The organism is Mycobacterium sp. 20KCMC460, from assembly GCF_022179425.1.
In the GTDB taxonomy this organism is placed as follows: domain Bacteria; phylum Actinomycetota; class Actinomycetes; order Mycobacteriales; family Mycobacteriaceae; genus Mycobacterium; species Mycobacterium kiyosense.
Genome location: NZ_AP025524.1, coordinates 2568727 through 2591400 on the forward strand (window position 1 = coordinate 2568727; position 22674 = coordinate 2591400).

At 68.6% G+C, this 22674-nt stretch carries 20 protein-coding genes and 1 pseudogene; 14 read left to right on the forward strand and 7 right to left on the reverse strand.

Annotated elements, in window-relative coordinates; all coding sequences use genetic code 11:
• Positions 1-7 precede the first annotated feature (7 nt).
• From MKCMC460_RS12165 to MKCMC460_RS12175, 3 genes are read left to right on the forward strand one after another with little or no spacing between them, the layout of a single operon-like run.
• Entirely contained in the window at positions 8-946 is a 939-nt protein-coding gene (locus tag MKCMC460_RS12165) for a phosphatidylinositol mannoside acyltransferase (RefSeq protein WP_236976199.1), read from the forward strand.
• The gene (locus tag MKCMC460_RS12170; RefSeq protein ID WP_236976197.1) at positions 946-2070 is read left to right on the forward strand and encodes a glycosyltransferase family 4 protein; all 1125 of its coding nucleotides are present in this window, start codon (positions 946-948) and stop codon (positions 2068-2070) included. Before MKCMC460_RS12165 ends, MKCMC460_RS12170 begins: the two co-directional genes overlap by 1 nt.
• On the forward strand, positions 2070-3095 hold the full coding sequence (locus MKCMC460_RS12175; RefSeq protein WP_236976195.1) for an NUDIX hydrolase: 1026 nt from the start codon (positions 2070-2072) through the stop codon (positions 3093-3095). Before MKCMC460_RS12170 ends, MKCMC460_RS12175 begins: the two co-directional genes overlap by 1 nt.
• 14 nt (positions 3096-3109) lie before the next feature.
• Here the strand turns inward: MKCMC460_RS12175 and MKCMC460_RS12180 are convergent, their stop codons facing one another.
• Together MKCMC460_RS12180 and MKCMC460_RS12185 are read right to left on the reverse strand one after the other, a co-directional pair.
• Positions 3110-4621, reverse strand: a complete 1512-nt coding sequence (locus tag MKCMC460_RS12180) for an HNH endonuclease signature motif containing protein (protein WP_370653168.1) — start codon at positions 4619-4621, stop codon at positions 3110-3112.
• 117 nt (positions 4622-4738) lie between these two features.
• A complete protein-coding gene (locus tag MKCMC460_RS12185) occupies positions 4739-6409 on the reverse strand; it encodes a PE-PPE domain-containing protein (RefSeq protein ID WP_236984221.1) in 1671 nt (556 codons plus the stop codon).
• Between the two features lie 131 nt (positions 6410-6540).
• On the opposite strand from MKCMC460_RS12185, the gene pdxS reads away from it, so the two are divergent.
• From pdxS to pdxT, 3 genes are read left to right on the forward strand one after another with little or no spacing between them, the layout of a single operon-like run.
• Positions 6541-7443 (forward strand): pyridoxal 5'-phosphate synthase lyase subunit PdxS, encoded by a 903-nt coding sequence (gene pdxS / locus MKCMC460_RS12190; protein WP_255730644.1) that lies wholly within the window; start codon positions 6541-6543, stop codon positions 7441-7443.
• A 9-nt stretch (positions 7444-7452) separates the two neighbouring features.
• On the forward strand, positions 7453-8298 hold the full coding sequence (gene tesB / locus MKCMC460_RS12195; RefSeq protein ID WP_236976194.1) for an acyl-CoA thioesterase II: 846 nt from the start codon (positions 7453-7455) through the stop codon (positions 8296-8298).
• Complete coding sequence (pdxT, locus tag MKCMC460_RS12200) at positions 8295-8891, forward strand: pyridoxal 5'-phosphate synthase glutaminase subunit PdxT (protein ID WP_236976192.1); 597 nt, start codon at positions 8295-8297, stop codon at positions 8889-8891. The genes tesB and pdxT overlap by 4 nt, the downstream gene beginning before the upstream one ends.
• On the opposite strand, the gene MKCMC460_RS12205 is transcribed toward pdxT, so the two are convergent.
• Both MKCMC460_RS12205 and MKCMC460_RS12210 read right to left on the reverse strand, forming a co-directional pair.
• Positions 8888-9094 carry a hypothetical protein gene (locus MKCMC460_RS12205; RefSeq protein ID WP_236976190.1) on the reverse strand — a complete coding sequence of 69 codons (207 nt, stop codon included), beginning with the start codon at positions 9092-9094 and terminating at the stop codon, positions 8888-8890. The two genes, pdxT and MKCMC460_RS12205, sit on opposite strands and share 4 nt — an antisense overlap.
• A 45-nt stretch (positions 9095-9139) precedes the next feature.
• The gene (locus tag MKCMC460_RS12210; protein ID WP_238305772.1) at positions 9140-10240 is read right to left on the reverse strand and encodes an FAD-dependent monooxygenase; all 1101 of its coding nucleotides are present in this window, start codon (positions 10238-10240) and stop codon (positions 9140-9142) included.
• Between the two features lie 69 nt (positions 10241-10309).
• Between MKCMC460_RS12210 and MKCMC460_RS12215 the strand changes: the two genes are divergently transcribed.
• Both MKCMC460_RS12215 and MKCMC460_RS12220 read left to right on the forward strand, forming a co-directional pair.
• A complete protein-coding gene (locus MKCMC460_RS12215; protein WP_236976186.1) occupies positions 10310-10918 on the forward strand; it encodes a TetR/AcrR family transcriptional regulator in 609 nt (202 codons plus the stop codon).
• Positions 10919-10962: 44 nt separating this feature from the next.
• Entirely contained in the window at positions 10963-11718 is a 756-nt protein-coding gene (locus MKCMC460_RS12220) for a YebC/PmpR family DNA-binding transcriptional regulator (RefSeq protein WP_236976185.1), read from the forward strand.
• Positions 11719-11720: 2 nt separating this feature from the next.
• On the opposite strand, the gene MKCMC460_RS12225 is transcribed toward MKCMC460_RS12220, so the two are convergent.
• Entirely contained in the window at positions 11721-12221 is a 501-nt protein-coding gene (locus MKCMC460_RS12225) for a DUF2617 family protein (RefSeq protein WP_236976184.1), read from the reverse strand.
• A gap of 100 nt (positions 12222-12321) precedes the next feature.
• Between MKCMC460_RS12225 and ruvC the strand changes: the two genes are divergently transcribed.
• From ruvC to MKCMC460_RS12245, 4 genes and pseudogenes are all read left to right on the forward strand, one after another.
• Positions 12322-12876: a crossover junction endodeoxyribonuclease RuvC gene (ruvC, locus tag MKCMC460_RS12230; RefSeq protein WP_236976183.1), complete on the forward strand. Its 555-nt coding sequence runs from the start codon at positions 12322-12324 to the stop codon at positions 12874-12876.
• A complete protein-coding gene (ruvA, locus tag MKCMC460_RS12235; RefSeq protein WP_236976182.1) occupies positions 12873-13463 on the forward strand; it encodes a Holliday junction branch migration protein RuvA in 591 nt (196 codons plus the stop codon). Before ruvC ends, ruvA begins: the two co-directional genes overlap by 4 nt.
• Positions 13460-14505: pseudogene (ruvB, locus tag MKCMC460_RS12240) on the forward strand (Holliday junction branch migration DNA helicase RuvB). Before ruvA ends, ruvB begins: the two are co-directional and overlap by 4 nt.
• Before the next feature lie 62 nt (positions 14506-14567).
• Positions 14568-15224, forward strand: a complete 657-nt coding sequence (locus tag MKCMC460_RS12245; protein WP_236976181.1) for a hypothetical protein — start codon at positions 14568-14570, stop codon at positions 15222-15224.
• A gap of 57 nt (positions 15225-15281) precedes the next feature.
• On the opposite strand, the gene car is transcribed toward MKCMC460_RS12245, so the two are convergent.
• Entirely contained in the window at positions 15282-18788 is a 3507-nt protein-coding gene (gene car / locus MKCMC460_RS12250; RefSeq protein ID WP_238305774.1) for a carboxylic acid reductase, read from the reverse strand.
• Between the two features lie 152 nt (positions 18789-18940).
• Entirely contained in the window at positions 18941-20281 is a 1341-nt protein-coding gene (gene gabT / locus MKCMC460_RS12255; RefSeq protein ID WP_238305775.1) for a 4-aminobutyrate--2-oxoglutarate transaminase, read from the reverse strand.
• A gap of 158 nt (positions 20282-20439) precedes the next feature.
• Here gabT and yajC point away from each other — a divergent pair, with 158 nt between their 5' ends.
• Both yajC and secD read left to right on the forward strand, forming a co-directional pair.
• On the forward strand, positions 20440-20778 hold the full coding sequence (gene yajC / locus MKCMC460_RS12260; RefSeq protein WP_236976179.1) for a preprotein translocase subunit YajC: 339 nt from the start codon (positions 20440-20442) through the stop codon (positions 20776-20778).
• A gap of 105 nt (positions 20779-20883) precedes the next feature.
• A complete protein-coding gene (gene secD, locus MKCMC460_RS12265) occupies positions 20884-22671 on the forward strand; it encodes a protein translocase subunit SecD (RefSeq protein WP_238305776.1) in 1788 nt (595 codons plus the stop codon).
• The last annotated feature ends 3 nt before the right edge of the window (positions 22672-22674 follow it).

The following is a 22674-nucleotide window of genomic DNA, read 5'->3' on the forward strand; positions in this document are numbered from 1 at the left end:
GCCGTCGATGAAACTCAGAGTGCCCGGCCGGCGGCCCCGCGAAGTTCTCACCGGCACCGCCACCGACTGGGCCTACGCCAGCGGCTGGATGGCGGTGCGCGCGCTACCGGAATTCGCCGCGCGCAACGCCTTCGACGCCGGCGCCCGCTACGCGGCACGCCGCGGCGGACCGTTGCAGCTGCGCAAGAACCTGGCGCGGGTCCTGGGTGTCAAACCCGCCGCGGTACCGGATTCGTTGATGCGCGAATCTCTGGCTTCATACGCCCGGTATTGGCGGGAGGCCTTCCGGCTGCCGACGATGGATCTGCGCGCGTTGACCGAGCGGCTGGACAGCTGCACCGGAGGACAGGACAACCTCAACGGTGCGCTGGCCCAGGGGCGCGGCGTGGTGCTGGCGCTGCCGCACAGCGGCAACTGGGACATGAACGGGGTGTGGCTGGCGCAAACCTACGGCACCTTCGCCACGGTCGCCGAGCGCCTCAAACCGGAGTCGCTGTACCGGCGCTTCATCGACTACCGCGAAGGCCTGGGCTTCGAGGTGATACCCCACTCCGGTGGCGAGCGGCCCGCTTTCGAAGTGCTGGCCGAGCGGCTGCGGGACAACCAGATCGTGGCGCTGATGGCCGAGCGCGACCTCACCCGCACCGGCGTCGAGGTCGACTTCTTCGGCGAACCCACCCGGATGCCGGCCGGGCCGGCCAAGCTCGCGATCGCGACTGGGGCCGCGCTGCTACCGTCGCACTGCTGGTTCGAGGGTGACAGCTGGGCCTGCAACATGCAGACGCCGCTGGATACCAGCAGCGGCGACGTCAGAGCCATCACCCAGGCCCTGGCCGACGAGTTCGCGCGCAATATCGCCGCCCATCCCGCAGACTGGCACATGCTGCAACCGCAGTGGTTGGCCGATCTGTCCGACGACCGTCGGGCGTGGTTGAAGGACGGCTGATGCGGATCGGGATGGTCTGCCCCTACTCGTTCGACGTGCCGGGCGGGGTCCAGTCGCATGTGCTGCAACTGGCCGAGGTGATGCGCTCCCGCGGGCACGACGTCAGCGTGCTGGCGCCGTCGTCGTCGGAAAGCGAGCTGCCCGACTACGTCGTCTCGGCCGGCCGGGCCGTCCCCATTCCCTACAACGGATCGGTGGCGCGGCTGCGGTTCGGCCCGGCCACCTACCGCAAGGTCAAGAAGTGGCTCTCCGACGGCGATTTCGACGTGCTGCACCTGCACGAGCCGAGCGCCCCCAGCTTGTCGCTGCTGGCGTTGAACATCGCCGAAGGCCCGATCGTGGCGACCTTCCACACCTCAGCCACCAAATCGGTGGCGCTGTCGGTGCTGGGCGGGATGTTGCGGCCCCGGTTTGAGAAGATCGTCGGCCGCATCGCGGTGTCCGATCTGGCGCGGCGCTGGCAGATGGAATCGCTGGGATCCGACGCGGTCGAGATCCCCAACGGCGTCGACGTCGACTTCTACGCCTCGGCGCCGATGATGGACGGCTATCCGCGGCCCGGTAAGACGGTGCTGTTCCTGGGGCGTTTCGACGAGCCACGCAAGGGCATGTCGACACTGCTGGAGGCGATGCCGACGGTGATCGAACGATTCCCCGACGTGCAGTTGTTGATCGTCGGCCGCGGCGATGATGACGAACTACGTTCGCAGGCAAGCGAGTTCGTCGAACACATCCGGATCTTGGGACAGGTGGACGACGACGGCAAGGCCTCGGCGATGTGCAGCGCCGACGTCTACTGTGCGCCCAACACCGGGGGTGAGAGCTTCGGGATCGTGCTGGTGGAGGCGATGGCCGCGGGCACCGCGGTGGTGGCCAGCGACCTGGACGCGTTCCGGCGGGTGCTGGAGGACGGCGAGGTCGGGCGGCTGGTGCCGGTCGACGACGCGACCGCGCTGGCCGAAGCGCTGATCACGGTGCTGGACGACGACGCACTGCGGAAGCGCTACGTGGTCGCCGCGCGGGAGGCGGTCCGGCGCTACGACTGGTCGGTGGTGGCCAGCCAGATCATGCGGGTCTACGAAACGGTGGCCGGGGCCGGCGTCAAGGTGCAGGTGGCCAGCTGATGGCGTGGCTGATCGCCGCGTTTGTCCTGCTGTTCGTGGTGCTGGTCGCCTTCGCGGCCTGGGGGTATCAGCGGGCGAACCGATTGAACCGGCTGCATGTGCGCTACGACCTGTCCTGGCAGGTACTGGACGGGGCGTTGGCCCGGCGCGCGGTGGTGGCCCGCGCGATCGCGATCGACGCGTACGGCAACGCGCCCGAGGGCAGACGGTTGGCGGCGCTGGCCGACGCCGCCGAGCGGGCGCCCCGCAGTGCACGCGAGACCGCGGAGAACGAACTCTCCGCGGCGCTGGCGATGGTGGATCCGGCGTCGGTGCCGGCCGGGCTGCTGGCCGAGCTGGCCGACGCCGAGGCCCGGGTACTGCTGGCCCGCAGGTTCCACAACGACGCGGTGCGAGACACCCTGGTGCTGGCCGAGCGGCGGATGGTGCGGTTGTTCCATCTGGGTGGAAGGGCGCCGCTGCCAACGTATTTCGAGATCGCCGAACGGCCGCACGCACAGGCGCACGCCCATCACGAGCTCAACCACCGCACCTCGGCGCGGGTGGTGCTGCTCGACGAATCCGGTGCCGTGCTGTTGCTGTGCGGCTCGGATCCCGCGATCGCCAATGCTCCCCGGTGGTGGTTCACCGTCGGCGGTGAAGTGCGGCCGGGGGAGCGGCTGGCCGAGACGGCCGCTCGGGAGCTGGCCGAGGAAACCGGGCTGCACGTGTCGCCGGCGGAGCTGTACGGGCCGATCTGGCGGCGCGACGAGGTATTCGAGTTCAACGGCTCGATGATCGACAGCGAAGAGTTCTACCTGGTGCATCGCACCCGGCGGTTCGAGCCCACGTTGGACGGACGCACCGAGCTGGAGCGCAGCTATATCCACGGTGCCCGGTGGTGTACGGCCCAGGACATTGCCGCACTGAACGCGGCTGGCGAGCGGGTTTACCCCCGCCAACTCGGCGAATTGCTGGCCGCCGCCAATGACGTGGCGGACAGCTCGACCGGCAGCGATACCGTTGTGCTGCAGTCGATTCGATAGTGGTTCGTGCCCCGCTAGAAGGGTGGTGGTTCGTCGTCGGGACTGGGTGGGGTGCATGCGGCGTAGTGCCAGTAGTCGGTGTCGGGGTTGTAGGCGGGGGTGGGGTCGGGGAGGCCGGCTGCGTGGCGGGTTTGGCGGTTGTGGCGGCGTTCGGCGGCTACGCGTGCGGCGTGGTGTTGGGCGCGGGTGCGGCGCCGGCGGGGCATCATGGTGTTGCGTTCGGCGCAGTAGTCCGCTGGGGTTTCGGTTTCGGGGCTGGGCATCCCGCCCACGGCCGCGCACAGGCTGGGGAACAGCAGGGCGCTGCCCGGGGTGCTGACGTGGACCTCACCGGCCGGGGAGGTCAGGATCAGGGTGCCGTCAGCGAGTTGTTTTTCCCGCCAGCCCCAGAACGATTTCACCAAATGATGTGTGCGGCAATAGCATTTGAGGTTGCCGGCGTGGGTGGGACCACCCTGGGCATACGGGATGGTGTGATCGACATCGCAGCGGCTGGCCGGCACCTCGCAGCCCGGCCAGCGACACGTCAAGTCCCGGCACCGCACGAAATCCGCCAGCGCAGCCGACGGCCGGTAACCGGGCTCGGGGGGCCGGTAGCCGGGATGGATCAACGGCACCTGCCGGGCACCCGCAGCGAGTTCGGCCAGCACTTCGGGGGTGATCAACCCGCCGGCTTCGAGCAGCGAGGCCGGGGTGGTGCCGGCGCCGGCCAGGGTGGCCTGCTCGGCGATCACATGAATGACCACCGCCGCGGTGGGGGTGCGCTGCCCGGCGGTGCACTCGGTGCGCCCGCAGCGACAGCCCAGCCGATCCGCCCCGGCCCCTAGCGCGCCCAGGGCATCGGCGCGGCGCTGGGCGGTGGTGCGCGGGTCGTGCGGGCACACCGTGGCCGCCAACGCGGTCAGCCGCGCGTCCAACGCGCGGGCATCCGGGGTGAACAACCCACCCTCGAGGTAGGTGATGCCCTCGTGGTCCTCGCTGAAGCAGACCTCGCGCTGCACGGCGCGGTCCTGGCGGCGGCGCACCGCATCCGCGTCGAGCCCGGCCACGATCGCATCGACCTTGCCCGCCAACCGGCCCGCGGTCAGCGAGGGCCAACGGGTCAAGTTGGCCGCGACCAACCCATCCACCCGCGCCAGCACCTCGGCATCGGTGATCAGATCCGTGCGCGAGACCACCGTGGCGAACGCGCAGAAATCGATGTCCCCGGCGCAGAACAACGCCGCCACTTTCGGCACCCGCTCGCGCATCGCGCGCGCCCAGCGCAGCTTGGTCTGCGCGCGGCGCTGACTGATCCGCAACCCCGCCGCCACCTCGGCGGCCACCGCCTCCATGGTGTCGATGGCCCACTGCTCGGTCTCCGCCGAGCGCGCCAACCGGTCTGCGAACAACCCGCCGATGGCCACCAACTGCGCGGCCACCGCCTGATTCTCCACCCGCGTAGCCGCACAAATCCCCGCCAACCAGCCCCGCGTCTGCTCGGTGTGGCCGACCAACGCCTCACGGTGATCCATCACACCGTCCATATAGGCGCGAAACCGCGCCAACTGCGCCTCCGACTCGGCACTCCCCGAGATCCGTTCGAACATGTGTTCGATACTACCACGTCCACCGCCTCTGGAACGGCCCGTCTCCGTTCTCGCTCAACGCAGCAGCCCGAGATCACCCAGCGCGTCGCTGAACCCCTGCACCGCGCCCTGCCCGAGCTGCGAGAGCACCACCGCCGGATCGACCTGCGGGAACAGCGCGAACGGCGTCGCCACGTCCTGGAAGCCGGTGCGGTCGTAGCCCAGCTCGACCAGCACCCGCAGATCGGGCTGGATCAGGTCGGCCAGCGGGTTCCCCAGCACCGGCAGGGCGCGTAGCGGCGCCAACAGCGGCAGATCGTGGGTGGGGATCAGGATGTAGGTGGTCAGGCTGCCCGGCGACACCGGCTGCACTATTCCCGACGCCAGCTGGGCGGCCGTCAGACTGTACGAAGGGTGGATGAGCGCGAAACCCAGCAGCGCGTTGGCCGTCGCGAACACGTTCAGCGGGTACTTCGGGAAGTCGGCGGCGCCGTCGTACTGGATCGCGTAATCGACGGTGGGGTAGGCGTTGGCCGGCGTCGCGCCGTTGAACGTGAAGCCGATGAACGGAATCGAAAAGCCTGGCAGTCGCGCCAGCAGGCCACCGTTGGGGCGGTCGGGGTTGGCGGTCAGGACGAAGGACAGCTCGTCGGTGCCCGGACGCACGCCGGCGGGCAGCGACTGCAGGTAACGCATCTCCATCGAGGCCACCACGGAACTCTGCGACAGCCCGTAGACGATGGTGTGCTGTCCCGCGGCGTGCAGGTCCATGATCGCGCTATTCAGGTATTGCACGCCCGCGGCCACCGATGCGTCCAGGGTCAGGCTGGTGGGCCCGGTGAGCGGAAACAGCTTGGACGGCGTCACCAGGAACTGGGCCGCATACGTCGGATGGTTCGGGCCGATGAAACTCTCGGCCATCGGGATCAGGCCCTTCCAGGGCAGCGGGCTGAGGCCGGTTCCGCCCATGATCAGCGCGGTGGTCGTCGGGGTGCCGGTACCCATCTGGCCTTCGTCGATGATCCGGACGCCGACGTTGCCGTCGCCGGGCAGCCCGATGCCGACAAGTCCGTTACCGATGTTGCCGATCCCGATGTTGAAGTCGCCGCGGTTGGAAACGCCGATGTTGCCGTTACCGGTGTTGCCGAAGCCGATGTTGTCGACGCCGGTGTTGCCGCTACCGAGGTTGAACGTGCCGTGCTGCCAGTCGATGGTGAGTGCGGGCAGTCCCGTCGCGGCGTAGGCCCGGGCGAGCTGGGTGACCACCTCCGACGCGGCGGCGTGGTAGCCGGCCATGACCGCCACGTCGGCGGCCCACATCTGCTCGTAGGCGGCCTCGGCGGCCGCGATCGCGGGTGCGTTCTGGCCGAGCAGGTTGGTCGCCACCAGCGACACCAGGGCAGAGCGGTTGGTGGCCACCGCTGCCGGATGCACGATGTTCGTTTGCGCCGCCTCGAACGCATCCGCTGCCGTTCGTGCCTGCGCAGCCGCTCGCTCGGCCTGCGTCGCTGCCGTCGTCAACCAGGCCAGATAGGGGGCGGCGGCGCGGGTCATCGCCTGCATAGCCGGGCCCTGCCAGGACCCATCGGCCAATCCCGCGGTGACCGAGGCGAACGAGCGGGCCGCGGCATCCAACTCCACGGCCAGGCCGTCCCAGGAAGCGGCCGCGCCCAGCAACGGACCCGGGCCCGCGCCGGCGAAGATGCGCGTCGAATTGAGTTCCGGCGGCAACACGGTGAAGTTCATCGCAACCGTCCAGGCGTCGAGCAGCAAAGCGACCTTATGCCAGGTCCGGCAGGTGTGCAGCAGAACAGCGGGAAGTTCGATTTGCCGGTGACCACTAGACTGAACCCCGGAATCCAGAGCCGAGGAGCGTAGTGAACACCCAGCAGAACGGGGCCCAGACCGGAACCGCCCGCGTCAAACGCGGCATGGCCGAGATGCTCAAGGGCGGCGTCATCATGGACGTCGTCACCCCTGAGCAGGCCCGCATCGCCGAAGGAGCGGGCGCGGTGGCCGTCATGGCGCTGGAGCGGGTGCCCGCCGACATCCGCGCCCAGGGCGGCGTCTCGCGGATGAGTGACCCCGACATGATCGAGGGCATCATCGAGGCGGTCACCATCCCGGTGATGGCTAAGGCCCGCATCGGGCACTTCGTCGAGGCGCAGATCCTGCAGAGCCTCGGCGTGGACTACATCGACGAGTCTGAGGTGCTGACTCCGGCCGACTACACCCACCACATCGACAAGTGGAAGTTCACCGTGCCGTTCGTGTGCGGGGCCACCAACCTGGGCGAGGCGTTGCGGCGCATCGCCGAAGGCGCGGCGATGATCCGCTCCAAGGGCGAAGCCGGCACCGGCGATGTGTCCAACGCCACCACGCACATGCGCGCCATCGGCGGCGAGATCCGCCGGCTGACGTCGCTGTCGGAGGACGAATTGTTTGTTGCGGCAAAGGAATTGCAGGCCCCCTACGACCTGGTTGTCGAGGTGGCTCGGGCCGGAAAGTTGCCGGTGACACTGTTCACCGCCGGCGGCATCGCCACGCCCGCCGATGCGGCGATGATGATGCAGCTCGGTGCCGAGGGGGTGTTCGTCGGATCGGGCATCTTCAAGTCCGGCGATCCGGCGCAACGCGCCGCCGCGATCGTCAAGGCCACCACGTTCTACGACGACCCCGACGTGCTGGCCAAGGTGTCGCGCGGGCTGGGCGAGGCGATGGTCGGTATCAACGTCGAGGAGATCGCGGAGCCGCACCGCCTCGCACAGCGCGGCTGGTAAGAACATTCCGTGGCGATCGAACAGATCCTCGATCTCGAGCAACTCGAGGTCAACATCTATCGCGGACGTGTGTTCAGCCCGGACTCGGGCCATTTCCAGCGCACGTTCGGCGGCCATGTGGCCGGTCAGTCGCTGGTGTCGGCGGTGCGCACGGTCGAGCCCGGCTTCCTGGTGCACTCGCTGCACGGCTACTTCATCCGGCCCGGCGACGCCAAGGCGCCCACCGTGTTCATCGTCGAACGCATCCGCGACGGCGGCTCGTTCTGCACCCGGCGGGTCAACGCCATCCAGCACGGGCAAACCATCTTCTCCATGTCGGCGTCGTTCCAGACCGATCAGGAGGGCATCAACCACCAGGACGCCATGCCGTCCGCGCCACCGCCGGACGGCCTGCCGGAACTGAGTTCGATGAAGGTGTTCGACGACGCCGGATTCAAGCAGTTCGAGGAGTGGGACATCTGCATCGTGCCGCGGGAGCAACTGCAGCCGGGCCCGGGCAAGGCCTCGACCCAGCAGGTGTGGTTCCGGCACCGCGACCCGCTGCCCGACGACCCGGTGCTGCACATCTGCGCGCTGGCCTACATGAGCGACCTCACGCTGCTGGGATCGGCCCAGGTCACCCACCTCGACGAGCGCGAGCATCTGCAGGTGGCGTCCCTGGATCACGCGATGTGGTTCATGCGCATGTTCCGCGCCGACGAGTGGTTGCTCTACGACCAGTCCTCGCCGTCGGCCTGCGGTGGCCGCGCGCTGTGCCAGGGCAAGATCTTCAACCAGTCCGGCGAAATGGTCGCGGCCGTCATGCAGGAAGGCTTGACCCGCTTCCCGCGTGACTACCAGTTGAATCCCCGGTGACGGCACCCAGGATCGGGGTACTCGCGCTGCAGGGCGATTCCCGCGAACACCTAGCCGCGCTACGCGAGGCCGGTGCCGAGGCCACGACGGTGCGCCGGCGCACCGAACTCGATGCGGTGGACGGTCTGGTGATCCCGGGTGGCGAATCGACGGCGATGAGTCACCTGCTGCGCGACTTCGACCTGCTCGAGCCGTTGCGCAACCGGTTGGCCGACGGACTGCCGGCCTACGGCGCGTGTGCCGGGATGATCCTGCTGGCCAGCGAGATTCTGGACGCCGGCAGCAAGGGCCGCGAAGCGCTGCCGCTGAACGGCATCGATATGACAGTGCGGCGCAACGCTTTTGGACGACAGGTCGATTCTTTCGAAGGTGACATCCCGTTCGAGGGGCTGGATTCGCCGGTGCGTGCGGTGTTCATCCGGGCGCCGTGGGTGGAACGGGTCGGCCCCGAGGTGCGGGTGCTGGCCCGAGCGGCCGGCCACATCGTCGCCGTGCGGCAGGACAAGGTATTGGCCACTGCGTTTCACCCCGAGATGACCGGTGACCGTCGGGTGCACCGGCTGTTCGTCGACATCGTCCGCGGGCGGGTCTAGGGCCCGTAATCGGGTAGCCGGATGTTCTCCGCGGCCACGCCACCGAACCTTCGGCCGAGGTGCTCGACGCTGGCCCGCACGGCGGGCTGCGCGACGGCACGCGCACCGGCATGCAGCATCCGGATACCCGCCCGGGTGCGGGGGTTGGCCCGGCGCAGCACCGCCGGCCGCACGTTTTGCGCGGCGCTGACATGCGGGCGCATGAAGTTTTCGTATCTGGACAGCGCCGCGGGGACGTCGTCGGTGCCTTATGCAGTGAGCGCAACGAGCCGTTGGTTGCGCGCGTCGATCTCCTCCTGAGTGGCCGGGACCAGGACGTCGCCGCCCGGGCCCGCGGTGCCCTGCGCATAGGTGACGTGCGGAAGCTGGTCGCGCTCGTATTGCCGGAACGCCGCCGCCACGTCGTCGCGGTGCTCGCGCAGCGCTTCGGCCAGCAGCCAGGCCCCGGTCATGGCCAGGCTGGTGCCGCGACCGGACAGGGGAGACGCGCAATACGCGGAGTCGCCGACCAGCACCACCCGGCCGCGGTGCCACGACGGCATGTGAATCTGGCTCACCGAATCGAAATAGAGCTCGGGGTCGCGGCACGCCGCATCGAGTAGCTCGGGAATCTTCCACTCGGCGTGGCCGGCGAAGGCGTCGCGCAGAATCTGCTGCTGCGCGGCCGGGTCGTGATAGTCGTAGTCGATCCATGGTGCCCGAAACATGAAGACCGCCAGCGCTTTATCGCGGTAGGTGGCTATTCCTGCCATCCGGCCGGGGTAGTTGTACATCGCTGAATGGCGCTCTTGCCGGATATGTCCGGGCAGGTCGGCCAGTGCCACGTAGAGCCCGAGGTGTCGCAGGAATCGCTCTTTGGGTCCGAAGGTGAGCCGGCGGGTGGCCGAGTGCATTCCGTCGGCGCCGACCACCACGTCGTAGCGCTGCCGCTCACCGGAGGCGAACTGCACGTCGACGCCGTCCCCGTCGTCGTGCAGCGCGGTGATCGACTCGCCGAAGCGCAACTCGGTGGTCGGGCTCAAGGCGGTGCGCAGCACGTGGGCGAGGTCCTCGCGCGGGATCTCGGTGTCGTCCGGGCAGTCGTTGAACTCGGTGTCGGGCAGTTCGGCGAGCAGGTCGCCGTTGCGGTCCACGAACTGCACGCGCTCGCTCATGTCCACCCGTCGGGCCCGGATGCCGTCGAGCACGCCCATCTCGGAGGCCACGGCGATGGCCTCGCCGCGGATGTCGATCGGGGAGCCGTTGACCCGCAGGTGGTAGGCGCGTTCGACGATGGTGACGTCGTGTTCGGCCAGGGTGATGCCACAGCTCAAGCCGGCCATTCCCGCGCCGGAGATCAGAATCCGCATCGCAGACCCCCTTCGTATAAGATACAAATCGTATCTAACCCACGCTAGCTCGATCGATTAGGAAACGCAATGTCTCTTAAGGGGGGCGAAGTTCCGCAGCGCCGGCGCGGCGAGGTGCTGGAGAAGGCGCTGCTCGACGCGGCGTGGGCCGAGCTGACCGAACGTGGCTACGACGACCTGACCATCGACGCCGTGGCCAACCGCGCCGGCACCAGCCGGGCGGTGCTCTACCGGCGCTGGCCGGGTAAGCAGGACCTGCTGTTGGCCGCCCTGATCCATCAGGTGAAATCCGACGTGGTGGCCGCACCCGACACCGGCAGCCTGCGTGGGGACATGCTGGCGTTGCTGCGCCGGGCCAACGAGGTGCGGTCTCGGCTGGCCACCCTGGTGTTCACCCGGCTGGGCGGCTACTACCGGGAGGCCGGCACCAACCTCGCCGAACTCTCCGCTTACGTGCAGGGCGGCCGCGAGACCGTCCTCGAGGAAGTCCTGGCGCAAGCCGTCGCGCGCGGCGAGATCCGGCCGGGCCAGGTCAGCGCACGAGTCGCACGGGTGCCCGTCGAACTGTTCCGCTATCAGTTGATGGCCACGCTGCAACCGGTTCCCGATCGTGAGCTCGAATCGATCGTCGACGAGGTGTTCATGCCGTTGGTGAGGCTCGGCGCAACCGCCACGTAGACTCGCTACGCGAACTTTTCACAGGGAAAGAGGTAGTCAGACCGATGAGCGGCCATTCCAAGTGGGCCACCACCAAGCACCAGAAGGCCGTCAAAGACGCGCGCCGCGGCAAGGAATTCGCGCGGCTGATCAAGAATATCGAGGTCGCCGCCCGGACCGGCGGCGGTGACCCAGCCGGTAACCCCACGCTCTACGACGCCATCCAGAAGGCCAAGAAGACCTCGGTACCCAACGACAACATCGAGCGGGCGCGCAAGCGCGGCGCCGGCGAGGAAGCCGGCGGCGCCGACTACCAAACCATCATGTACGAGGGCTACGGCCCGAACGGGGTGGCGGTGCTGATCGAGTGCCTGACCGACAACCGCAACCGCGCGGCCGGCGAGGTCCGGGTGGCGGTGACCCGCAACGGCGGCAACATGGCAGATCCGGGCTCGGTGTCCTACCTGTTCACCCGCAAGGGTGTGGTGACCCTGGAGAAGAACGGCCTGAGCGAGGACGACGTGCTGACCGCGGTCCTGGACGCCGGCGCCGAGGACGTCAACGATCTCGGTGACAGCTTTGAAATCATCTCGGAACCAACGGATCTGGTCGCCGTCCGGACCGCGTTGCAGGATGCCGGGATCGACTACGAATCCGCCGAGGCCAGCTTCCAGCCCTCGGTCAGCGTCCCGGTCGACGTGGAGGGGGCCCGCAAGGTGTTCAAACTCGTCGACGCGCTCGAAGACAGCGACGACGTGCAGAACGTGTGGACCAACGTCGATCTGTCCGACGAGGTGCTCGCCGCACTCGACGAGGGCTGACCTTAGGGTTGCCACCGGCTGACGGTGTGGACCACCGTCCCGCCGCCGGCGGATCGGCGGGGGTACAGGTGCCAGGTCTGCCATCGCCAGCCGGGGCCGTCGGGTTCGGCGGTAAGCGCGGTCAGCGCGGCATCGTCGCCGGGGAATACCCCACCGAGCCAACCGGTTTCGTGGGCGCACCGGTCGCGCAGTTCCTTCGCCAGGGCGCGGAAGGTGCCCTCGGAGTGCGCCTCGGTCAGTGATTCGAGGATGTAGCCGGGCGCCTCGGACTGCCCGGGCAGGTCGCCGTCGACCGCGCACGACACCTGTTCGGAGAAGCGTCGCGAGCCGTGCTCGACGGTCACGACGTGCGAGGCGCCCAACACCCCCAGTAGCAGCGTGCTGCCCCCGGGATGTGCCAGCCGAGAAGTGGCGAGCGGCTGTGGTGGTGGACCGTTGAGCGCCAGTGCCAGCCGGGCCCCGGAGACGTCGGCAGGGGTGACGGCAAGCTGATGGAGCGGCACCGGCCTTAACCTACTCATCGGTGCGTGTCCCTGCGCAGAGTTGTCGGACCTGGCCGCTAAGCTATCGAACAGCTGTTCGGAAACGACATGGGGAGCTGCGGTGCGGGTGATGGGCGTCGATCCCGGGTTGACGCGGTGCGGGTTGTCGCTGGTGGAGAGCGGGCGTGGCCGGCAGATCACCGCCCTCGACGTCGACGTGGTGCGCACTCCGTCGGATGTGCCGCTGCACCGCCGGCTGCTGGCCATCAGCGACGCGGTGGACCAATGGCTGGACACCCACCACCCGGACGTGCTGGCGATCGAGCGGGTGTTCTCCCAGTTGAACGTCTCCACGGCGATGGGTACCGCGCAGGCCGGCGGGGTGATCGCCCTGGCGGCCGCCAAGCGTGACATCGACGTGCACTTCCACACCCCCAGCGAGGTCAAAGCCGCGGTCACCGGCAACGGCGCCGCCGACAAGGCGCAGGTCACCGCGATGGTCACCAGAATCCTTGCGCTGCAAGCCAAACCGACCCCGGCTGACGCCGCCGACGCGCTGGCGCTGGCCATCTGTCACTGCTGGCGGGCGCCGATGCTGGCCCGGATGGCCGCCGCCGAAGCGCAGGCCGCCCAGCAGCGCGACAAGTACCTGGCGAAACTGAAGGCCGCCCGATGATCGCCTCGGTGCGCGGCGAGGTTCTCGATGTGGCGCTCGATCATGCCGTCATCGAGGCGGCCGGCGTCGGGTATCGGGTGAACGCGACTCCGTCGACGCTGGCCACGCTGCGTACCGGCACCGAGGCTCGGCTGATCACCGCGATGATCGTGCGCGAGGACTCGATGACGCTGTACGGGTTCGGTGACGTCGAGACCCGTGATCTGTTCCACACGCTGCTGTCGGTGTCCGGGGTGGGCCCGCGGCTGGCGATGGCGACCCTGGCCGTGCACGATGCGCCGGCCCTGCGGCAGGCGCTGGCGGACGGCGACGTCACCGCGCTGACCCGGGTGCCCGGCATCGGCAAGCGCGGTGCGGAGCGGATGATCCTGGAACTGCGCGACAAGATCGGTGCGGTGGCCGGTGCGGGCGCCGCACCCGCGGTCAACGGCCACGCGGTGCGGGGTCCGGTGGTCGAGGCGCTGGTCGGTCTCGGTTTTGCCGCCAAGCAGGCCGAGGAGGCCACCGATAAGGTGCTGGCCGCCGATCACGACGCCACGACCTCGACGGCGCTGCGGGCCGCGCTGTCGTTGCTGGGGAAGAAATGAGCGACGGCTTCGACGAATTCGGCGAGCGCGATGTCTCGCCGTTCCTGGCGGTCGGCGAGGGCGACATCGACGGCAGCCTGCGGCCGCGTTCGCTGCGCGAGTTCATCGGTCAGGCCCGGGTCCGCGAACAGCTGCAACTCGTCATCGAGGGCGCCAAGAACCGCGGCGGCACCCCCGACCACATCCTGCTGTCGGGTCCGCCGGGGCTGGGCAAGACCTCGCTGGCGATGATCATCGCCGCCGAGCTCGGCTCGTCGCTGCGGGTGACGTCCGGGCCCGCCCTGGAACGCGCCGGCGACCTGGCCGCGATGCTGTCCAACCTGGTCGAACACGACGTGCTGTTCATCGACGAGATTCATCGCATCGCCCGGCCCGCCGAGGAGATGCTGTACCTGGCGATGGAGGACTTCCGCGTCGACGTCGTGGTCGGCAAGGGGCCCGGGGCCACCTCGATACCGCTGGAAGTCGCGCCGTTCACTCTGGTCGGCGCCACCACCCGGTCCGGTGCGCTGACCGGGCCGCTGCGCGACCGGTTCGGCTTCACCGCGCACATGGACTTCTACGAGCCCGCCGAATTGGAGCGCGTGCTGGCCCGTTCGGCCGGAATCCTGGGCATCGAACTCGGTGCCGAAGCCGGCGCCGAGATTGCGCGGCGCTCCCGCGGCACCCCGCGCATCGCCAACCGGCTGCTGCGCCGGGTCCGCGACTACGCCGAGGTCCGCGCCGACGGCGTCATCACCCGCGACGTCGCCAAGTTCGCGCTGGCGGTCTACGACGTCGACGAGCTCGGTCTGGACCGGCTGGACCGCGCGGTGCTGACGGCACTCACCCGCAGCTTCGGGGGCGGGCCGGTGGGGGTGTCGACGCTGGCGGTGGCGGTGGGGAGGAGGCCGCCACCGTGGAAGAGGTATGCGAACCATTCCTGGTGCGCGCCGGCATGGTTGCGCGCACACCGCGCGGCCGGGTGGCCACCGCGCTGGCCTGGACGCACCTCGGCATGACGCCACCGGTCGGCGTGAGCCAGCCGGGACTGTTCGAATAGGTGGGCATGCTTCAAGGCTTCGGGGCGCGGGTACCCACCTCGGTACCTATCGAGGAGATGCCATGAAACACATCGAGGACCGCCCCGTCCGCGGACGTATCCCACGCTCGCGTGGCGCGGTGACCGGATTGCTTTTAGTGCTGCTGGGCCTGTGGGGTGCACTGATCCCGTTCGTCGGGCCCAACTTCGACTTCGCCTACACCCCGGGCCAGTCCTGGACTGCCGCCCGCGGCTGGCTGGAAGTGCTGCCTGGCGTGGCCACCGCAGTTGGTGGACTGCTGCTGATCGCCTCCCGCAGTCGCGCCGGCGGGATGCTCGGCGGCTGGCTGGCCGCTCTGGGCGGCGCCTGGTTCGTGGTGGGCGGTGCGTTCGCGCCGCTGCTGGGCATCGGCTCGGTCGGCGACCCGGTTGCCGCGACCGAGCGCAAGCGGGCGGTGCTGCAGATCGCGTACTTCTCCGGTCTGGGTGTGCTGATCGCCTTCCTGGCCGGTGCCGCGGTAGCTCGCCTGGCCGTCCGGCTGGCGCGTGATGTCCGGCCGGTGGCGCAGCCGGTCGAGGCGGTGCCGTCGCAGCAGTACAGCGGCTTGGTCGAGCCCGACCGCGACGCGCAGCAGACCGACGTGTTGACCACCCCCCGCGAGCAGTACGCGCCGGCCGGCGAGGCCGAGCCGAAGCGCGGGCTGTTCCGGCGGCACCGCACCCCGGTCGCGCATCAGTAGCACGCACGGCACAAGAAAGCCGGTCGCCCGCAGGCGACCGGCTTTCTTCGCGTCTACTTACAGCAACCCGAGCAGCTGCAGATCGGTGATGTACTTGACGATCACCGCCGGCGTGACATGCGGAATGTCCTTGTCGGGGCCGATCTTGGCTTCCTGCACTGCCGCCCGGAACCGGTCGGTCGGGGCCATCGAGCCGTTGATCGGCTTGTCGGGCCGCTGGTAGTTGTGCAGCAGCGGCAGCAACGAGTACTGGCGCTGACGCTCAGGCAGGGCCCGCAGCGACGTCTCGAACCGCTGCAACCACTCCTGGTAGTCGTCGATCCGGTCGATCGCATACCCCGCGTCCACCAGCCAGTCGATGTACTCGTCCAGGCCGATGCCGTCGTCGTAGGGGTTCATCACGTGGTACGTCTGGAACCCGATGTCGGGCACCTGCGCACCCAGCGTCGAGATCGAGTCGGCGATGAACTCTACCGGCAGCCCGTCGTAGTGGGCACGCTGCCGGTTGCCGTCAGCGTCCAGCTCGTAGAACGACTTCGGCGCGATGCCGGAGGCGACCACGCTGAGCATGGTCCGGGTGAACATGTCCGGCAGGTTCAGCTGACCCGCGTAGCTGGTGTCGGCCAGGATCATGTCGCAGCGGAACACCGCGACAGGTAGCCCGCACAAGTCGTGCGCCTCGCGCAGCAGCACCTCGCCGGCCCACTTGCTGTTGCCATAGCCGTTGGCGTAGCTGTCGTCGATCTTGCGGGTTGCGCTCATCACCCGGACGTCGGCGTCCTCGACGAACTTGCCCGGGGCGATCTGGTCCCCGACCCCGATCGTCGACACGTAGGTGTAGGGCTTCTGCTTGCCGGTCAGCGCGACCCGGATCAGCTCGGCGGTGCCCAGAGCGTTCGGCCCGAACAGTTCGCTGTACGGCAGCACGTGGTTGACCAGCGCGGCCGGGTCGACGATCAGGTCGACGGTGTCGGCCAGCCGCTGCCAGGTCGCGGCGTCCAGGCCCAGGTTGGCCTCGCCCTTGTCGCCGGCGATCACCTCGAGGTGATCGGCCGCCAGCTCCTGGTAGTGGGCGAGCAGCTTGGGGTCACCACTGTCGAACGTCTTGTCCAGACGCGCGCGAGCGTCCGCATCGGACTTGGCCCGCACCAGGCAGATGACCTTGCCGTCCACCAGATCCATCCGCTCCAGCCAGTCCAGCGCCAGGTAGCGGCCCAAGAATCCGGTGGCACCGGTCAGCAACACGGTGCGGACTTCGGCGGCCGGCCCGGGCAGGTTCGGTGCCGCGGCCAGGGTCGCCGCGTCGATGAACTTGTCCAGGGTCAGGTCGCTGGCATGCACCTCGGTGGCGCCCTTGCCGTGTACGGAAGCGAAGGTGGGCCGCTTGGATCCGCCCTGCTCGGCCTCGATGTAGGCGGCGATGGCGGCCAGGTCGTTGGCCGGGCTGACGATCACGCCGACCGGCACCTCGACGTCGAAGATCTCGTTCAGCAGGTTGCCGAACGTCAACGCCGACAACGAGTCCCCGCCGAGGTCGGTGAAGTGCGCGTCGGGGGACACCTCGGCGCTGGCGGCGCCCAGCAGGGCGACCGCAGCCCGGGTGACGGTGGTCAGTACCGGCGCGTCCTTGCCGGTGCGGCGAAGTTCGCTCAGCTCGTTGGCCTGGCCGGCGGCCAGGTCGGCGTAGAGCTGTTCCAGCCGCTCGCCGTAGTGCGCCTTGAGCTTGGGCCAGGCCAGTTTGCGGATGCCGGTCAGCAGGCCGTTCTCCAGGGTGAAAGGCGTGGTTTCGATGATGAAGTCGCGCGGCACCTCGTAGGACTGCAGGTTGGCCTCGCGGGCCACGTTCTGCAGCGAGTCGGCGATCAGCGGCTTCAACTCATCGACCGAGTACCGGGACAGGGCATCTTCGGTCGGCACCACCACCGCCAGCAGATACGGGTGGGCACTGTTGCCGTAGACGTAGATCTGCCGGACCAGCGGGCTGTTGCCGAATGCCGCCTCCAACTTGGCGACGGTGACGAACTCGCCCTGCGCCAGCTTGAGCACGTTGTTGCGGCGGTCGACGTAGACGACGTGGTTCGGCGCGACCTCGGCGACGACGTCGCCGGTGCGGTAGTAGCCGTCCTCGTCGAACACGTTCGCGGTGATCTCCGGGCGCTTGTAGTAGCCCGGGAACATGTTCTCGGTCTTGAGCAGCAGCTCACCCCGCGGGTAGGGCCGGTCGGTGTTGAAGTAGCCCAGGTCCGGCACGTCGACCAGCTTGTAGTCGATGACCGGGGGACGCTGCACCTCGCCGTCGAACAGCACCATGCCGGCTTCGGTGGAGCCGTAGCCGTCCAGCAGGTGCATCTCCAGCAGGGACTCGACCCAGGTCTTGAGTTCGGGGGAGGTGGGGGCCGAACCGGTCATCGCGAAGATGAACCGGCCACCCAGCAGGTGCTCGCGCTGTTCGACCAGCACCTCGGCTTCGACGGTCGCGCGGTCCGCCGAGCCGTCGGCCAGGCGGCGGTCGACCTCACTGAGGTATTCGGCGTACAACGTCTCCCAGATGCGCGGCACGAAGTTCATCTCGGTGGGCCGCACCAGGGCCAGGTCTTCCAGCAGCGTGGACAGGTCGCTCTTGGCGGCGAAGTACGCGGTACCGCCGTTGCCGAGGGTGCCGTAGAGGATGCCGCGGCCCATCACGTGGCTCATCGGCATGAAGTTCAGCGTGATCGACGCGGCCGTCGGGCCGAACCAGTTCTTGGCCGACCGGCGGAACATCTTGGCGACGTTGTACTGCGGGTACATGGCCCCCTTCGGGGCGCCGGTGCTGCCCGAGGTGTAGATGAGCAGCGCCAGCGCGTCCTCGGCCACTTCCGCGAGCGGGTTGGCCGGCAGCGTCCGGCCCCGTTCGATGAGTTCGGCCAGGGATTCGACCACGACGTTGGTGGCGGCGAGCGCATCGGCGGCGTTCGCCACGGCCTCGCGCTGGTCGTCGACCTCGGGGTGGTAGTCGAAGACGACGAGCTTGGCCGGCGCGAAGCCGGCGGAGATCAACGCGACGGCGTCGGAGAGTTGGTTGACGCTGGCCGCCATCAGGATGGGCTCGGTCTCGGCGACGATCGGCTGCAACCCGGCGATCGACGCGCTGGTCTGCAGCGGCACCGAGACGGCGCCGATGCTGCCCAGCGCCATGTCGATGGTGGTGTAGTCGACGCTGGTGAAGCCCAGGACGCAGACCCGGTCGCCGATCTGCACGGAATCGGCGGTCAGGGCGCGGCCGACCGCGTCGATTCGTTCGCCGAGTTCGCGGTAGGTGATGGTGTCGAAGTGGGGGAGCAGTGCGAGTTCGGTGCGCCCGGTGGCTTGGCTGGTGACGAATTCGACGGCACGCTGGCCCAGCGCGGGCCGGTCCGCGTAGCCGGTCAGGACGGTCTGCAGCACCTGCGGCAGCCGCTTGCCGGGCTGTTCGAGCGCTGCGGCGACGGCGGGGTCAGGCTGGGCTGCGGCGAATTGCGGGTCGTTGGCTATGAGTTCTTCGGCGCGGCGGGCTATCCGTTCTTCGTTGGTGATGTTCGACATGGCAATCCTCTTTGACAGAAAAAATTTGAAGGCTATTTGCGCGACGTTGCGCTGACTACAAGAACGTTAGCAAAACTAACATTATTTCTCAATGACGCCCGCCGCGAACCGATTGTGAGTTGGGGCACCGGGTGCGGACATCCGTCGACCCGTCACAGTTCGGCGAGTAAGCCCGTCAGCACCTCGACGCCTTCGGTCAGCAACTCGTCGCTGATGGTCAGCGGTGGCAGCAGTCGGATGATGTTGCCGAACATGCCGCAGGTCAGCACGACCACGCCGGCGGCGTGTGCCGCGGTGGCCAGCTTCGAAGTCAGCTCGGGATCGGGATCGGAACTGCCGGGCTTCACCAGTTCGACGGCGATCATGGCGCCGCGGCCCCGCACATCGCCGATCCGCTCGTCGCCGGCCTGCGCCCGCAACAGTGGTTCGGTGATCAGGCGTTCGATTTCCTGCGCGCGCTCGATCAGCCCGTCGGACTCGATGGTCGCGATGGTGGCCAGCGCGGCTGCGCACGCGACCGGGTTGCCGCCGAAGGTGCCGCCGAGGCCCCCGGCGTGGGAGGCGTCCAGGATCTCGGCGCGGCCGGTGATCGCCGACAACGGCAAGCCGTCGGCGATGCCTTTGGCGGTGACGATTACATCCGGCTCGATCTCCTCGTGTTCACAGGCGAACATCGCGCCGGTGCGCGCGAACCCGGTCTGCACCTCGTCGGCGATGAACACCACGTCGTTCTCTCGGCACCACCGCAGTAGGGCGGGCAGGAATCCCTCGGCCGGCACGATGAACCCGCCCTCGCCCTGGATCGGCTCGATGATGACCGCGGCCAGGTTCTTGGCACCGACCTGCTTGTCCATCACCGCGATGGCGCGTTCGGCCGCCTTGTCGCCGTCGGTGGCGAGGTCCTTGTTCACCAGGCCGTCGCGGTACGGGTAGGACATCGGCGCCCGGTAGATCTCGGGCGCGAACGGTCCGAACCCGCTCTTGTACGGCATGGATTTGGCGGTCAGCGCCATCGCCATGTTGGTGCGGCCGTGGTAGGCGTGGTTGAACGCGACGACGGCGGGTTTGCCGGTGTGGGCACGCGCCACCTTGACGGCGTTCTCGACGGCCTCGGCGCCGGAATTGAACAGCACCGAGCGCTTCTCTCCGGCCCCCGGGGTGATCCGGTTGAGTTCTTCAGCGACCGCGACGTAACCCTCGTACGGCGTCACCATGAAGCAGGTGTGCGTGAATTCGGCGACCTGCGCGCGCACCGCCTCGACGACGGCCGGCGCGGAGTTGCCGATCGTGGTGACCGCGATGCCCGAACCCAGGTCGATTAGGCGGTTGCCGTCGACGTCTTCGAGGATGCCGCCGCCGGCGCGCGCCACGAATACCGGCAGGGTGACGGCCACGCTCTGGGACACCGCGACCGTCCGGCGCTTGTTCAATTCCAGCGATGCGGGACCCGGGATTTCGGTGACCAGATGACGGCTCTGCTCGAGGCTGGCCACGGACCCCTCCTTCCGCGGCGCGCCGGTCACGTCGCGATTCAAAGCCTAACCGTTGGTAGGTCAGCACGGCGGCGGGACGATGCCGGTCGGTTTGCGACCTGCGGGAATGGCAGACTGGGGCCACCGGACCCGTTCCCGAACAAGTAGAAAGCGTTTTGATGGAGAGTTTTGTCCTGTTCCTGCCGTTCCTGCTCATCATGGGCGGCTTCATGTATTTCGCGTCTCGGCGTCAGCGCAAGGCGATGCAAGCGACCATCGACCTGCACGAGTCGCTGCAGCCGGGAGATCGGGTGCACACCACGTCCGGGCTGGAGGGCACCATCGTCGGCCTCACCGAGGACGACGTCGAACTCGAGATCGCTCCCGGGGTGGTGACCACCTGGATGAAGCTGGCGATCCGGGACAAGATTCTGCCGGATGACGACTCCGACGAGATCGCTGCCGAGGCGCTCGACGAGGACACCGACGACGAAGCGCCGGTGATCAAGGACTCCTGATCGCAGTCCGCACGCCGCGTCCGTGACGCGGGCCCGAATGCGGCACGTAGTCTTTCCGGAGGCTCCCACAGGGCAAGAACCGATTCGCAAGGAGATAGAAGGAACGTGGCATCGTCTTCGGCGCCGGTGCATCCTGCCCGCTACCTGTCGGTGTTCCTGGTCATGCTCATCGGCGTCTACCTGCTGGTGTTCCTCACCGGGGACAAGAAGCCGCACCCGAAGCTGGGCATCGACCTGCAGGGCGGCACCCGGGTGACGCTGACCGCGCGCACCCCCGACGGCAAGCGCCCCAGCGCGGAATCGCTGGCGCAGGCACAGCAGATCATCAGCTCGCGGGTCAACGGGCTCGGTGTCTCCGGCTCGGAGGTGGTCGTCGACGGCGACAACCTGGTCATCACGGTGCCCGGCAACGACGGCAACGAGGCCCGCAACCTGGGGCAGACCGCTCGGCTCTACATTCGCCCGGTGCTGAGCTCGCAGCCCGCCCAGAAGGCGCCGCCCGAGGAAGCCCAGCCCGCCGAACAGCAGCCTGCTCCCGCTGCTCCCGCGCCCGGTGCTCCGGCGCCTCAGCCGGGGGCGCCGCAATCGGGTCCGCCGGCGCCTCAGCCGGGGGCGCCGCGGGGGCAGCCGCGACCGTACCCGCAGGATCCCGCCCCGAGCCCGTCGCCGGCGCCGGCTCCCGCGCCCGCCCCGGCGTCCAGCCCGGCACCGCAACCGCCCGCCGAAGCGCCCGCACCGCCCGATCCGCGCAAGGATCTGGCCGAGCGCATCGCGCAGGAGAAGAAGTGGCGGCAGAGCACCAGCCAGTACATCCAGATGATCGCGCTGCAATTCCAGGCCACCCGCTGCGACAAAGACGACATCCTGGCCGGAAACGACGACCCGAATCTGCCCCTGGTCACCTGCTCGACCGACCACAAAACCGCCTACCTGTTGGCGCCGTCGATCATCAGCGGTGACCAGATTCAGGACGCCAGCTCGGGAATGGACCAGCGCAGCCTGGGCTACGTGGTGGACCTGCAGTTCAAGAGCGCGGCAGCAAACGTGTGGGCGGACTACACCGCCGCCCACGTCGGCACCGCGACCGCCTTCACCCTGGACTCCCAGGTCGTCAGTGCGCCGTCGATCCGGGAGGCCATCCCCGGGGGGCGGACCCAGATCAGCGGCGGTGAGCCGCCGTTCAGCGCGGCGACCGCCAAACAGCTCGCCAACGTCCTCAAGTACGGCTCACTGCCACTGTCCTTCGAGTCGTCGGAGGCGCAGACCGTCTCGGCGACACTGGGATTGACCTCGCTGCGCGCCGGGCTGATCGCCGGTGCGATCGGGCTGGCGCTGGTCCTGCTGTACTCGCTGCTCTACTACCGGGTGCTGGGACTGCTCACGGCCCTGTCGCTAATTGCTTCCGGCGCAATGGTTTTCGCGATCCTGGTATTGCTGGGGCGCTACATCAACTACACCCTGGACCTGGCCGGCATCGCGGGTCTGATCATCGGTATCGGCACCACCGCCGACTCCTTCGTGGTGTTCTTCGAGCGCATCAAAGACGAGATCCGCGAAGGCCGTTCGTACCGCTCGGCGGTACCGCGTGGTTGGGGTCGCGCCCGCAAGACGATCGTGTCCGGCAACGCGGTCACCTTCCTGGCCGCGGCGGTGCTCTACATCCTGGCGATCGGGCAGGTCAAGGGATTCGCCTTCACGCTGGGCCTGACCACCATCCTCGACCTCGTGGTGGTGTTCCTGGTGACCTGGCCGCTGGTCTACCTCTCCACCCGATCGTCGACGCTGGCCAAACCGGCCTACAACGGGCTCGGGGCAGTCCAGCAGGTGGCGCGGGAACGACGGGCCGCCTCCGCGGGAGCACGTTCGGGCGCCGCCAAGACGGGACGGGGATAACCC